The 12,262-nt window shown below is 41.2% G+C and carries 14 protein-coding genes and 1 other RNA gene; 3 read left to right on the top strand and 12 right to left on the bottom strand.

Features of this window, described 5'->3' with window-relative positions; translation table 11 throughout:
- Nucleotides 1-6: 6 nt before the first annotated feature.
- Nucleotides 7-2,757: a DUF87 domain-containing protein gene (locus QY304_03485; GenBank protein ID WKZ26428.1), complete on the bottom strand. Its 2,751-nt coding sequence runs from the start codon at nt 2,755-2,757 to the stop codon at nt 7-9.
- 268 nt (nt 2,758-3,025) lie between these two features.
- Here QY304_03485 and QY304_03480 point away from each other — a divergent pair, with 268 nt between their 5' ends.
- Nucleotides 3,026-3,247, top strand: coding sequence for a hypothetical protein (locus tag QY304_03480; GenBank protein WKZ26427.1), 222 nt, complete (start codon nt 3,026-3,028; stop codon nt 3,245-3,247).
- A 41-nt stretch (nt 3,248-3,288) separates the two neighbouring features.
- Here the strand turns inward: QY304_03480 and QY304_03475 are convergent, their stop codons facing one another.
- The 4 genes from QY304_03475 to ftsH are packed head-to-tail and all read right to left on the bottom strand — an operon-like array spanning nt 3,289 to nt 7,375.
- The gene (locus tag QY304_03475; GenBank protein WKZ26426.1) at nt 3,289-3,537 is read right to left on the bottom strand and encodes a hypothetical protein; all 249 of its coding nucleotides are present in this window, start codon (nt 3,535-3,537) and stop codon (nt 3,289-3,291) included.
- Nucleotide 3,538: 1 nt separating this feature from the next.
- The gene (locus tag QY304_03470; protein ID WKZ26425.1) at nt 3,539-5,212 is read right to left on the bottom strand and encodes a hypothetical protein; all 1,674 of its coding nucleotides are present in this window, start codon (nt 5,210-5,212) and stop codon (nt 3,539-3,541) included.
- Nucleotides 5,212-5,373 (bottom strand): hypothetical protein, encoded by a 162-nt coding sequence (locus QY304_03465; GenBank protein ID WKZ26424.1) that lies wholly within the window; start codon nt 5,371-5,373, stop codon nt 5,212-5,214. The genes QY304_03470 and QY304_03465 overlap by 1 nt, the downstream gene beginning before the upstream one ends.
- A 58-nt stretch (nt 5,374-5,431) precedes the next feature.
- Nucleotides 5,432-7,375: an ATP-dependent zinc metalloprotease FtsH gene (gene ftsH / locus QY304_03460; protein ID WKZ26423.1), complete on the bottom strand. Its 1,944-nt coding sequence runs from the start codon at nt 7,373-7,375 to the stop codon at nt 5,432-5,434.
- A 101-nt stretch (nt 7,376-7,476) separates the two neighbouring features.
- On the opposite strand from ftsH, the gene smpB reads away from it, so the two are divergent.
- Nucleotides 7,477-7,920, top strand: a complete 444-nt coding sequence (gene smpB, locus QY304_03455) for an SsrA-binding protein SmpB (GenBank protein WKZ26422.1) — start codon at nt 7,477-7,479, stop codon at nt 7,918-7,920.
- Between the two features lie 104 nt (nt 7,921-8,024).
- Nucleotides 8,025-8,469, top strand: a transfer-messenger RNA (tmRNA) gene (gene ssrA / locus QY304_03450).
- 52 nt (nt 8,470-8,521) lie between these two features.
- On the opposite strand, the gene QY304_03445 is transcribed toward ssrA, so the two are convergent.
- The 7 genes from QY304_03445 to QY304_03415 form a co-directional block, all read right to left on the bottom strand.
- Nucleotides 8,522-8,965, bottom strand: coding sequence for a vitamin K epoxide reductase family protein (locus QY304_03445; GenBank protein WKZ26421.1), 444 nt, complete (start codon nt 8,963-8,965; stop codon nt 8,522-8,524).
- Entirely contained in the window at nt 8,962-9,612 is a 651-nt protein-coding gene (locus tag QY304_03440; protein ID WKZ26420.1) for a DsbA family protein, read from the bottom strand. Before QY304_03440 ends, QY304_03445 begins: the two co-directional genes overlap by 4 nt.
- Before the next feature lie 55 nt (nt 9,613-9,667).
- Nucleotides 9,668-10,018, bottom strand: coding sequence for a hypothetical protein (locus QY304_03435; protein ID WKZ26419.1), 351 nt, complete (start codon nt 10,016-10,018; stop codon nt 9,668-9,670).
- 232 nt (nt 10,019-10,250) lie between these two features.
- Entirely contained in the window at nt 10,251-10,727 is a 477-nt protein-coding gene (locus tag QY304_03430; GenBank protein ID WKZ26418.1) for a hypothetical protein, read from the bottom strand.
- Nucleotides 10,728-10,826: 99 nt separating this feature from the next.
- Nucleotides 10,827-11,258, bottom strand: a complete 432-nt coding sequence (locus tag QY304_03425; protein ID WKZ26417.1) for a hypothetical protein — start codon at nt 11,256-11,258, stop codon at nt 10,827-10,829.
- Nucleotide 11,259: 1 nt separating this feature from the next.
- Nucleotides 11,260-11,784: a hypothetical protein gene (locus QY304_03420; protein ID WKZ26416.1), complete on the bottom strand. Its 525-nt coding sequence runs from the start codon at nt 11,782-11,784 to the stop codon at nt 11,260-11,262.
- Nucleotides 11,781-12,254, bottom strand: a complete 474-nt coding sequence (locus QY304_03415) for a DUF411 domain-containing protein (GenBank protein WKZ26415.1) — start codon at nt 12,252-12,254, stop codon at nt 11,781-11,783. Before QY304_03415 ends, QY304_03420 begins: the two co-directional genes overlap by 4 nt.
- Nucleotides 12,255-12,262 lie beyond the last annotated feature (8 nt).

The following is a 12,262-nucleotide window of genomic DNA, read 5'->3' as shown; positions in this document are numbered from 1 at the left end:
GGACAGTTACTGATGTTTTCTCATTATCTCCTGCTCAATCTCCTCACGGTCGCGGCCGAATTTTAAGTAAGAGAGTTCTTTTAATTTGTCGGCAACTTCCGGCCGGCCGGGTTTGGGCGGCGGAATTTCAATATTAAACGGCGTAACCGGCCGGCCGTGAACCAAAAGTTTCAAGTAGCAATTATAATTGTCTATATTCATCAAATCTTTGGCGGAGAAAACCGGCGAGAATTGTTTTTCCAAGTATTCGGCATCATCCGAGCCGATTCTAAAAGACGAAAGAGAGCCGACATTGCCGAAAACCGAGTCACGAATTCCCTCTTCAAGCTGGGCGATGAATTGATGGGCGATGGTCAGAGACAATTTGTATTTTCTGGCTTCGGATAAAATAGTTGAGATTGAATCGGTCGTAACATTTTGAAACTCGTCGATATAAAGATAAAAAGGGTGAATTTCTTTACCAAAAGAATCCACTCGCGACAGTGCGGCCATTAAAATTTTGCCAACAATTATGAGTCCCAAGAGATTGCTGTTAATGTCACCCAAACGTCCTTTTGCCAAATTGACCAGAAGAATTTTGCGACTATCCATAATCTCTCGGAAATTCAAAGCTGATTTTTCTTGAGCGACAATCGGCCGCATAATGTCGTTGGCCAAAAAGACGTCAAATTTGCTGGTGATATAAGGCACGATATTTGCCAAAGCCGCTTCACCGCCGGCTTTCTCGGCGACTTCCCGCCAAAACTGAACAACAATCGGATTTTTGCATTTGGAAAGTTTGAGGTCGCGGTAGGACTTATTGGCCATAACACGAGAAACATCCAGAAGCGTTGAGCCAGATGACGGGTCTTCAATGACCAGCATTGTCGCGTTTCTGAAATATTGTTCAAACATCGGACCCATTGATTCCGGAACCCCACCATAAAGCTTTTGGAAAATACTGAAAAGCTCGTTGACCACAAAGGTTTTTTGCTCCGGAAAATTCTGGTCAAACTCCAGCATATTTAGTCCCATCGGCCGGGCAGTGTAGCTCGGATCAAAATAGATAACATCTTCATACCTCTCTTTCGGCACATTTGCCAAAACATCCAAAATATCAACGCCGTGCGGATCAATAAAGCAGACACCATTACCTTTTTCAATATCCTGAATAATCAAATTTTTCAAAAGCGAGGATTTACCGGTGCCGGTCTGACCGATGATGTAAAAATGTCGGAGCCGGTCTTCGTCAGTAATTTTAACCTCGGTTGCCAAATTGCGATGCCGGTTTACCCCGAGCAAAACTCCATCTGCCGGCAAGCCGCTTGGCGTCGGCGCCGATCCGGATTTGGCGCGTTTCAACTGCGGCGCGCTTTTCACCGCTTCGGTGTTCAAGTGCATAATACTTGTCAACTCTTTTAAATTTAATGGCAGGGCATAGTCGTCACGAAACATCCGAAATGAAAAATCTTTTTGCATTTGAAATAATTTATTACCTGAAAGTCGTAAGAATTTGAATTTATTGCCATCTGTATTTTCAAATTGGTTAAAAGCCGACTCCAAATCAGACAAAATTGAGCTAGCTTCATCTTCGGTTCGAGAAGAAGCAACTAGTCGGATATTAGTCTTGATAATCGGCGAAGAAATTTTTTTCTGGATGTTTTCTAATGCCTGCTGATTAACTTCTTCATTTCTCTGAACCGGAATACCGTCTTTGTCTGTTGTCTTTTTCTTGTTTGAACTAAATACCTCTCTTAAAGTTCCGACAACTTCGCCACCGAAACTCATCGGCACCTTGGCGGCTTCTTTAACCGATTTACCTTTTTTTATTTCTTCCAAAGCATATTTGAATTTCCGCAAAATCTCTCCGCCACCAGAAGGGCTAAAAATAATCTGAATCGATGCACCCTCACCAACCTTGTCTACCTTTGAAAAAGCGTTGAGTAGTGAGTTGATTGGGTCATAATCAAATTCTTCATAAGTTTTTATTGGAAAAATCGGTTTATTAGATAAACCAAGGATTGAGCCAACTGACGCGCCATCTTCATTAAAAATGTTGTAATCGTCTTTTTGTTCAATAACTTTAGCATTCGGAAAAACTGATAAGATCTGCTTTTCAAACAACTCACTTTTTTCTGTTGGCACCGAAACATAAAAACTGAATTCCTCGCCAACTGCCGGCATCGCCAACTCTATGGAAAAGTGGCTTGGCCACTTTTTCGGATCATGAATTGAGAGCATACCTGCATAAAATTGCTCCATTGAAGAAATCAATTCTTTCAGTGGCTTTTGCTGCTCATTTTTATCTCGGTATTCTTCCGGCAAAAGAATTTCAAAAAGCGTCATATTAAGCGCGCGGTAAAGCGGCTCTTTTTCTTTAAGCCCGAGCTTATAGCCGGCTTTGACATATTGGACCAAAAAGCGATGAAGGTCATCTTCCAAATGCGAGTCGCCGACTTTGTCCAAAATGGCAAAAGCGTTTTTAATTCCCTTCTCTTGAATGAGAGCGGCCAACTCACTCATTTGCTTGTCGTGTGGCTCGGGCTTAAGGCCTTCAATAATGCCCTTTGTTTCAGAGGGTTGAATTTCAACTTTCGGGCCAGCTGTCGGCTCTCGGCGATAGCTTTCTATTTCTTCGGAAATTATTTTTTCCGTTTCCGGCCGCTCTTTGGCGCCCTCAAAAGCCGCCTCCTTTTCCCGAACTTTCTCCCGTAAATATTCCAATTCTGCTTCAACTGAATCAAATTTGCCAAAATTTTTTCCGAAACTTTCAGGCATGGTGTTTTATTTTGATAATTGTATCATAAAAAAACCGCCCGAGTTGCTTTCGCAACTTGGGCGGGCTGTGTTGATTCTTTCCGGCAGGCCGGAAGAAAGACTGGTTCACCAGTCATGGTTCTCGCGAGATCTGGAGCGGGGCCAGATTTTCTCTGCCTCCAGTTTCCTGTTTAATAATTATGTCAATATTTGACTATTTTTTGTTTTTTTGGTATGAAAGATAGAGAGTCCGGGCAAAACACAGGCAAAACACAGAAGGAGAAAAGCGATGCGGGGAGAATTTGACTGGGGAAAAGAGCTTCGCCCTCTGTTGGAAAAATTGGTTATTGCCACAAAAAGGCAATACCCTTTTTTGAATGACGGAGATCGGCGACGTGCGGTGTCAATTTTGGTAACCGACTTCCTCCAAGCCATGAACGACGGAGCGGTAATCACAATTACCGCAGAAGGCACCAAGACGAGACACCTCTCTCTTGCCACGGCCGCCTGAACAGCACCTAAGACCCCGACACCGCGTCGGGGCTCTTTTTTTTATTCTTTAATTAAAGATTTGATCGCCAAAGAATCAATCTCTTCTGCATGTCTCTCTTCAAAAGCAATTATCTCTGCCTCTAATTTCTCAAAATCTAATTTTTGCTTCTCAAAATCTTTTTCAATTTCAACAAACTGTTTTTCAGTCTTTTTTTCAAAGTCTCGAACAAAAACCCCAAACTCGGCGAGTTCTTTTTCAAAATCTCTCAAAAGCTCTTTCTCTTCTTTTGTCATTTTTACATTTGTCATTTTAGACTGGTGATTTCATAAATCCTTGAAACTTTGACCTCATCTCGTCATAGGGATTAAGTCTTTCTACCAAGAACGAAATCTGTCGGTCAAAATCTCTTATTTTGGTCTGCCTATATTCAATCAATTTTTCGGCTTTTTTCATAATCGCTGAAATTTCTTTGCTTCGGGGTTTTAAGACCGATTTTAGATTTGGATTTGCCGACATCCTTGCCTTCAAATCTTCTAGCCGAGCTTGTCTCTCTTCAACCGCCCGCTTCAATTCTTGAGTTTCGGCTTCCAATTTTTGCTTGGCGGATTTTATCTTCTCCATCCTGGACTCGAGCGGTTTAAGGCGCGACTCAACCCGCTTTATCAAGTTTTCAGAAATAACTTGACGGCGATTTTCATAACGACTAATTCTGGCACCGACTTCTTCTGACCGATGACTCAAGGCATTTCTTTTGTTTCTGACTTGCTCCAATTTCCTGTTTATACGTTCTCTGACATGCTCAATCTTTAACCTTTCTGAAGACGAAAGTGTCCCTTGTGCCGACAATTCTCTTTCCTGTCTATCAAGCTCGGCGATCTGGCTTTCATATTCTTTGGCAATCTCGTCAGTTTTATCAAATTTTTGCTGGATCCCCTCCAAGGTTGTGCCGTACCTAATCCATCCGGTTTTTTCTCTATCAATCAAAACACTGTTGAAAAGAGTGCCGACTCTGGAACCGATAAATCCGTAGCGGAGATGAACTTCACCGGCATCTCTCAGAGCTTTATGCGAAATTCGGCTGGCAATAAGTTTGGTGGCAAAAATCGGCGGAGTTAAAATTTTATCTCTCAAAAAATTCCAGGTCTTCTCGGGTAATTTTTGAATCAGATTCCGATTGTCCGGACTCAATTGCTTCAACACAGATTTTGGAATCTCCGCGTTTTTTGTCTCTACTACAGGCGGTGTCTCTGATTCAATCGTAACCTCTCTATTTTGAAATTCTTGTTCAGTTGGATTTTTAACTTCTACCGTTTCTAGAGGTGTTGAATCATTCACAGGTTGCGTCTCTGGCTCTGCTATCTTTTCTTCAAATAAAGAAAGATCGTCTAGGGGAACACTATTAGCCACACCCTCAATAAAGGCCTGACCGTTTTCTATTTTCCAAACTTTTCCGGGTTCAGACCAACCCTGGCGTGTAACTAATGAACCGGGTGTGATTTCTTCTTTAGAATTTTCAATATTTTCTGCTCTAGTCTTTTCCGAAACACTATTGAATGCACTAGCTAAAGTAAAATAGACTTTGGCAGTTTCTGGATCCAATGCAAATTCTCGCTCTAAGTCTTTAGCGGAAGGTTCGTTAATCGTCGCTAAAAGTGAAGCCACTTCGTTTACCCTTGCTCGCAAGACATCAGGCGCGGCGTCAACAAATTCTCTTAAAAAATCATTCTTGGCGGCTTCCATTCCGGCTGATAATTTTTGGTCAGCATCTCGCAAAAGATTCGGATCGCCGCCCAAACCTTCAACCCTCTTGTAAGCGCTATTCATAACTGCCACAACCTCACCATTAACACCTTCAATAGTCGCGATGACATCGCTTGGCTTTTCCGGAGTTTTCAAAGTTTCCGGAGTTTCCAATCCCTCTTCCGAAATTGGCTGTCCCAATTTCTCCTCTCCGGCACTAGGTTTTATTGATTCAGAAGACATTAAGAATTTTTTAATTCTTCACTTAAACGAGACAGGTGCTCTTTTTCCAGAACAGCCGCGACAGATTGGACCTCGCGTCGATAATCGGCTGTCAAACGCCCAACCTTTTCCAGAAATTTTCTCTTAGCCGAGCTTACTTCATTAACATTGTCCGTAATCATATCTAAAGATTATACCACAAAAGACCGATAGTTTATCCACAAGAAAGCTGGGGCAGATTTAGGAATTTTCTTGTTCTTTTTTCTTTAGCTGAATGCCGTTGGCAACTAGAATTTGGTCAAATTCTTCACGTTCAATCGTCTCAACCTCAATCAAACGCAAAGCAATAGCGTCTAAAACATTTTTCTTTTCAGTCAAAATCTGTTGGGCTTTTACTAAACCCTCTTTCATAATCTTGCTGACTTCCTCGTCAATCAAAGCGCTAACTTCTTCCGAATACTCTTTTTCGTCCAGCCCATGGCCAAACATTGTTCTGCCTGCTTGACCCTCAAAAGCCATGGCGCCGAGCTTTTCTGACATGCCGTATTTAGTCACCATATCACGCGCCAGAGCAGTTGAAACCTGTAAATCATTTGAGGAACCAGTGGTTAGATCATCAAACATCATCGTCTCGGCCGCATAGCCACCAAGCGAAACAGCAATATCGTCTAAAAATTCTTTACGCGATTGGAGCCGTTTGTCTTCAAACGGCAATTTCAGAGTATAGCCAGCCGCTCGCCCGCGAGAAATAATTGAAATTTTATGGACCGGATCAGCATAAGGCAAGACGCTAGCCACAAGAGCATGGCCGGCTTCGTGATAAGCGGTTATTTCCTTTTCTTTTTTGGAAAGAATATGACTTCGACGTTCAGGGCCAAGCATAACTTTTTCAATTGAACGGACAAGATCGTATTGGGAAATTTTCTGACGCTCTTCTCGAGCCGCCAAAATCGCCGCCTCATTCATTAATGAATATAAATCAGCGCCGGAAAAACCCGGAGTTCGTTCGGCAATAACCCGCAAATTTACATCTTCAGCGAGTTTTTTACCACCGGCATGAATTTTCAGAATTTCTTCCCTGTCGTCTCTGTCCGGCATGTCTATCACAACACGTCTATCAAAACGTCCGGGTCGGACAAGAGCTGGATCCAAAACATCCGGGCGATTTGTTGCCGCCAAAATTATTATTTTTTCATTTGGCTCAAAACCGTCCATTTCTACCAAGATTTGGTTCAGTGTCTGCTCACGCTCGTCGTTACCTCCGCCCACACCAGTCCCGCGAACTCGGCCAACGGCGTCAATCTCATCAATAAAAATTATAGCTGGCGCCGCCTGCTTAGCCATCTTGAAAAGGTCTCTGACTCTTGAAGCGCCCACACCTACAAACATTTCAACAAATTCTGAACCAGAAATTGAAAAGAAAGCGACTCCGGCTTCACCAGCGACTGCTCTGGCAAGAAGAGTTTTGCCGGTACCGCTAGGGCCGATCAAGAGTGCCCCTTTTGGAATCCGCGCGCCAATTTCTATAAACTTTTTAGGATTACGGAGAAAATCAACAACTTCTTTCAATTCTTCCTTGGCTTCTTTGACACCGGCAACATCCTTGAAGGTTACTCTCTGTTTACTATCATGAGGCAAAATCATTCGGGCTTTCGATTGGCCAAAAGAAAAAGCTTGCATTCCGGCGCCACGAACCTGCCTTGATAAAAACCAGATGATAAAAATGATAAAAATTAGGGGAATTAAAAACGGCGCCAGATTCAAAAGCCAAAAACCAAAACCAGACTGGTTTTTAACTTCAATTGAAACACCAGCCAGATCTTCCGGTGACGCGCCGTGATAGACCAAAACTTCGGTCAACGAAACCCCTACTTCTTTTTTTGATTCCTTCACAGCTTCGTCTTGATACAAAATTTCCAACTTGTCGCCACGAATTACAATCTCTGAAACAATTCCTGATCTAACATCTTGAGCTAACTGCGAAATAGCGATAATCTCTGCTTTCTGCCTCTGTTCTACAATAAAAGAATAGAAAGTGATAAGGATGAAGAAAAACAAAAAAGCCGTCAACAGATTCATCCAGAACTGCTTTTTATCCGGCGTTTTTCCCTTTTTTACTGGTTTTCTAACTAAAAAGACCTTTTTCTTTTGTTCTCCTTTCTTTTGATTTTTTTGTTGGGGCATTTTGAATTTTTATATAACGGTTAAATTAACCTTGTGGATTAAATCGTCTGTCCAGTATAATCTATTTGAGATTGATAAACAATTTTGTACATTTCAGAAAGATGATTTTATTAAAAAACAAAAAAGCCGGTCTCAATTACGAATTCATAGAAAAATTTGAAGCCGGAATTAAACTTTTCGGGTTTGAGGTTAAATCTCTGAAAAGTAAGAGGGGTTCGCTTGAAGGCGGATATGCTACTACAAAAGATGGAGAAGCTTTTGTTTTAAATTTGGAAATCCCTCCATACCAAGCTGGTAATACGCCAAAAGAATATGAATCGAGACGAGAGAGAAAGCTACTCTTAACCAAAAAAGAGATTGCTAGGTTTGCCGGCCTTGAAAAGCAAAAAGGGTTGACAATAGTGCCAATTTCAGTATATACTAAAGGCAACAAAATCAAGCTTGAGTTGGCTGTCGCAAAAGGAAAGAAGAAATACGACAAGCGTGAGGATATAAAAAAGCGCGATACTCTGCGCGACACCCAACGCGAATTGAAAGATCTTTGACAGATAGGCATTAGGTCCGCCAGCTGGCGGATTAGGCGCTAGGCCTTAGGAGAAAACAGAATTTTCCTAGAGCCTAGGGTCTAATGCCCTAGAGCCTCATATTTGGGGATGATCGGTCTAGACAAAAGACTGATTGTCTGCGCGCAAGGTAGAGCTCCAAGAACTCTCAAAAAGCTTGGAAACTTCTAAGTGCAAACAACTTAGTTGCAAAAGCAAAATCAGTTGTATCTCCGTATTTCGGGGCCAACCAATTTGCTTTCGCTCACGCTTAATAAAGCTCGAGCGACATCTCTTCTTTCGACTTCCGATAAAGAGTTAGAGGTGTAATATTTCTCGCCTCGCCGAAGCTTTCGGCGTAGCGCGGGTCGGGATAGAGATTGAATTGTCTCATTCAATTTTCGAAACTTATGGGGCTCGGTGAATAAGTGTTTTGTTTGTTTTAAAGCTTGTTCATTTAAATCCGCTGTAAGCGGAAAAAACGAACTATGCCTTGTAGAAGTACATTTAATCACCTTTTGCACGCGAGTTCGATTCTCGCCATCTCCATTTGTACAAAAATCAGCCCTGTTTTAACAGAGCTGATTTTTGTTAATTGGTATAACTAATATTGCACCACCTTGCTCTGGCGAGTTTTAATTAAAATATAAATTCCTAAAACAAAAAGAAGGGTTGAGGTGCCGGCCGAAATCATGCAATACTGACAAATCTCTCCAATAACAAAAAACTGAAGATAAACAAAATATACCGAAGCAATAAACCCTAAAAAAGTAAGCCGAGAAGCAAATCTAATAACCCCCTCTTTCTTACCATCAAGAAAACTGACAGACAAGATCAAAATGACCAAGTAATACAAAGCGCCCAGAAGAGCGACCGGAACGCCAAAAATTTTGCTTTGTTCACTCGTCAAAACAACTTCACAGCCCTGAATCGTGCACGGCGGAATATTGCCACGATAATGCTCAACCGTAAGATAAGTCGCGTCAAGAAAACCAATAACACCTACCACTAAAAATATAACAACAGCAATCTTTATACTTTTTGTCATTGATTTAATTTTTCAGAAATAACTCTTTCAAATTCTTCATAACCGCGCGGGTTGGAAATTTTTTCTCCGTTCAAGAAAAAAGTTGGGGTGCCGGCAATACCAATTGAAACCCCCTCTCTATAACTAGCAGAAACTTTATCTTGCAAGTCTTTCGCGTCAAGGTCATTTATGAATTGTTCTTCATCAAGTTGTAATTGCTGTGCATAACCGATGAAAATTTCTTTAGCCCCGAAATTGGCAGACCAATTTCTCTGGTTTTCAAACAATAAATCATGCATTTCCCAAAACTTCCCCTGACGGCCAGCCGCTTCTGATGCCAACGAGGCGAGCTCCGCATTTCTGTGAATTTGTGTAAGAGGAAAATGTCTATAAACAACTGCGATTTGCGAACCGAACTTCTCTTTCAAATCTTTTAGGATTGGGAAATAAGAAGCACAGGCAGGGCACTCAAAATCAGAATATTCTATAATCACAACCTCGGCCGACATCTCACCATTTATCCAATCAGATGCGCTAATCGGCTGTGGCTCACGAGAAACCAAGCCGGAGGATTTGTCCGTCTTAGCACCCAAAAAAATAATTCCAAACACTGAAGCAATAATAAAAACTCCAAAACCAACCCACAAAAACGCGTTATTTTTTTTCATATTTTTAATTTTAACATAACTAAAAGAAAGCGAGTAATCTCGACTTTTTAGCTGATTAACTGGAATATTTTAACCTGTCTCGCCAAATACCAAAGGTGGTAAATAATAAATTAACAGCCATTGTACCAAAATATTCAATCTGACCAATGCGACCGCCGGCAAAAAAATAAGTGCCAAACATTGAATCAACCGACAAGAAGATAGCCAGAAGAAACAAAAACCATGCGGAATTTTTCTGAAGCAAGGCAAACAACAAAAGATAGCTTGAAACAAAAAACAAATTTAGAGGCAAATAAACAAGAGGCAGGTTTAAAGCCAGACGCGCAAAAAGAAAAGCGACGATTGCAATAGTTAAAAATTTTATTAGCGACGTAGAGCGAGAGAAATGGGAAAGCAAAGCTTTCACATTTCCGAGCCGACTTCGTCTGGCCAAAGGCCGACTCCATCGTGCCGACGGCCGACTTCGTCTGGCCAAAGGCCGACTCCATCGTGCCAACGGCCGAGGAGCTAATATAGGTTCAATACTGCGCAGCTCTGTCGCGCGAATGAACGAGTAAAGCGAGTTCTGACAATACCCTGTGGCTTTGCCCTGAGGAGCCTTTATAATTTTTTTATTTTTTGAATCCATTTAAAGAAAATTAAAAACCCCTCCTAGAAAGCAGACAAAAAATAATTCCAGTCCAAATTGAAATCAGTCCGAGTAGTAAAATCAGTCCGGAAAAAACATAGGTTAAAATTCCCAAATGAAGAGCAGTGATGAGAGCTGTGGCGGTAATCCAAATGTTTCGAGCTTCGTTAGGGACCATAACCGGCTCACCTTCTTCGTTTAAAACCGGACGGCCTTTAGTATCAAGTCTTGGCACAAGTCTTGGCATCTCCGCATAAGTTTTTCCGTCTGTCATCCGCAAAGTATGCTCACGTATAATATCGGCTTGAGCTTTTAAGGTCAGCGGTCCTCGCACTACTACTTCCGGAATCCTAGCGTCGGACGGCGTAATAATATTTTCTGCCGAAATATTTTTATAAGTAAAACAAATTCCCCAAATACCGGCGACAACCATTGCTATGCCGGCTACAATCGCCAAACCTGATGAAAATTTAAGTAATTTTTTCATAATTAATATAGATTAAAAATTAGAACCAATAAAACATAACAATATTATTATATCAGCATTATTGCTATCAAACCGCCTTCAGCCCAACAAAACCATAAATCACCAACTTCTACAACAATCTATTATTTTTTTAAACCAACCGTCGGCTGTTTTATTTCTAAGAAGAAAAACCAATCCGAAAATTACCCAAATAACAAAGACAAAAACCAACACCGGCAAATCAATCTCAAATTTAAGGAAAAAATAAAAAACAATGAAAACGGTTAAAAGATACGGCAACCGAAACACCAGAAATCTTTTCGGCAGATGACGGTTTAAATAATATAAAAATCCGACAGCACTTCCGCCCATAAGAAGAGCCAAAACCAGCGGGTCAATTTCAATAAAAATTTGCCCCGAAAAATATAAAAGAAGTCCAAAAAGCCAAGTGGCGAATACCGAAAAGCAAATGGCGCACAAGCTTGGAAACAGCTTTTTTAATCCGAGCGAGAGAAAAAATAAAACGGCTATTGAAATTAAAGCCCAGAGCATATTAAATTGTCAGTTGTAAAATTACCCCTGCCACAATAAGAAGAATGAAGGTGATTCCCAAACCCTGATAAGGTAGGATTTGACCATTTCTTAAACGGGCAATAAATCTGCTTAAATAAGGTGCCAAAAATAACAGAATGCCTCCTAAAACCGATCCGAAAACATAGGGGTTTATAAGATAAGTGTTATGGAATAAAGTTCCGTATTCGCCGAAAAAAGAAATGTAAAGAGGACGGTATTCTATGATAAAAGGCATTATGGGAACGATTGTTAATAAATAAACACCGACCGCAACGAGGGTGTCCTGATATTTCATGTGCTTCTTTTTTATAAGCCGCGCCATCCAGAGACCTAAAGCTAATGCAAAAGCACCGATAAAAACTCCGACTACCGGCGTTTTAACACCAATTGAGGCGGCAAAAACCGCGAGTACTCCGGCGCCAGCGGTGCAAAGCGGACAATGAGCCGAAACAAATTTAGGTGCAAGCGCAAACAAACCTAGCAAAGTTAATAATTCTTTTTTCATATTTTTATAAATTCATAAATTTCTCCATCATTTGAAGTAGCATAAATAACCCAGTCTTCGGTCTTTGGCCCCGGCATTCCGGGTGTTCCAGAAGGCATCCCTGGTAACGCAATACCTTTTATATCCGGCTTCTCTGTCAGTAGTTTCTCAATCACTTCAAGCGGAATATGACCTTCAATCGCATAGCCGGCCACAAATGAAGTGTGGCAACTTGATAAACTTTGCGGAATTCCGTATTCCTCTTTCATTTTTCCCAACTCAAAATTAGAAACATTTTTTGCTTCCACTTCTACTCCGCTTCTGGAAAGATAGTTGACATAGACTCCGCAACAACCACACTCGGGTGTTTTAAAAACTTCTACCTTTTCTCCGGCTAAACTTATTTGAACAACATCTGGGGAACTTTGCCAAAAAAATAATATTCCGGCAAACACAACAAGGGTAGTAAAAATAAAAAATATTTTTTTCATAAATTAGT

This window comes from Candidatus Paceibacterota bacterium (assembly GCA_030583745.1).
In the GTDB taxonomy this organism is placed as follows: domain Bacteria; phylum Patescibacteriota; class Minisyncoccia; order Phycocordibacterales; family BOKC01; genus BOKC01.
Note: the sequence above shows the minus strand (reverse complement) of the source record. Positions and strands in the feature narration are given on the sequence as shown.

Coding starts and splice junctions, on each gene's coding strand:
- smpB (WKZ26422.1), top strand. CDS start 7,477: ATGATTTTATTAAAAAACAAAAAAGCCGGTCTCAATTACGAATTCATA.
- QY304_03415 (WKZ26415.1), bottom strand. CDS start 12,254: ATGAAAAAAATATTTTTTATTTTTACTACCCTTGTTGTGTTTGCCGGA.
- QY304_03430 (WKZ26418.1), bottom strand. CDS start 10,727: ATGAAAAAATTACTTAAATTTTCATCAGGTTTGGCGATTGTAGCCGGC.
- ftsH (WKZ26423.1), bottom strand. CDS start 7,375: ATGCCCCAACAAAAAAATCAAAAGAAAGGAGAACAAAAGAAAAAGGTC.
- QY304_03470 (WKZ26425.1), bottom strand. CDS start 5,212: ATGTCTTCTGAATCAATAAAACCTAGTGCCGGAGAGGAGAAATTGGGA.
- QY304_03420 (WKZ26416.1), bottom strand. CDS start 11,784: ATGAAAAAAGAATTATTAACTTTGCTAGGTTTGTTTGCGCTTGCACCT.
- QY304_03485 (WKZ26428.1), bottom strand. CDS start 2,757: ATGCCTGAAAGTTTCGGAAAAAATTTTGGCAAATTTGATTCAGTTGAA.
- QY304_03440 (WKZ26420.1), bottom strand. CDS start 9,612: ATGAAAAAAAATAACGCGTTTTTGTGGGTTGGTTTTGGAGTTTTTATT.
- QY304_03480 (WKZ26427.1), top strand. CDS start 3,026: ATGCGGGGAGAATTTGACTGGGGAAAAGAGCTTCGCCCTCTGTTGGAA.
- QY304_03425 (WKZ26417.1), bottom strand. CDS start 11,258: ATGCTCTGGGCTTTAATTTCAATAGCCGTTTTATTTTTTCTCTCGCTC.
- QY304_03465 (WKZ26424.1), bottom strand. CDS start 5,373: ATGATTACGGACAATGTTAATGAAGTAAGCTCGGCTAAGAGAAAATTT.
- QY304_03475 (WKZ26426.1), bottom strand. CDS start 3,537: ATGACAAATGTAAAAATGACAAAAGAAGAGAAAGAGCTTTTGAGAGAT.
- QY304_03445 (WKZ26421.1), bottom strand. CDS start 8,965: ATGACAAAAAGTATAAAGATTGCTGTTGTTATATTTTTAGTGGTAGGT.